This window comes from Acinetobacter calcoaceticus, from assembly GCF_051947995.1.
Lineage (GTDB): Bacteria > Pseudomonadota > Gammaproteobacteria > Pseudomonadales > Moraxellaceae > Acinetobacter.
Genome location: NZ_JBLVVH010000061.1, coordinates 1 through 225, shown reverse-complemented (window position 1 = coordinate 225; position 225 = coordinate 1). Strand labels below are relative to the sequence as shown.

The window sequence follows — 225 nt, the reverse complement described above, 5'->3', positions numbered from 1 at the left end:
ATCTGTTGTTGCGGAAGATAAGGAAGGCTTCAACTCAGAACCTTCAAAAGTAGTTGCCGGTAAGGATAGGGTTGCACCTGAGCAACCGACCGTTGACGTGAATAAAGAAGGGACTTCAATCGAAGGGCGGGCAGAAGCCAATAGCATAGTTGTGTTCAAAGATGCAGATGGTAAGGTGATTGCACGTCGCACTACAGATCCACAAGGTAAATTCCAGAAAACCTT

The 225-nt window shown here is 46.2% G+C and carries 1 protein-coding gene; it reads left to right on the top strand.

The window, feature by feature from the left end:
- A partial coding sequence (locus ACNQO6_RS18550; protein WP_440209927.1) for an Ig-like domain-containing protein occupies positions 1 to 225 on the top strand: 225 nt, incomplete at both ends.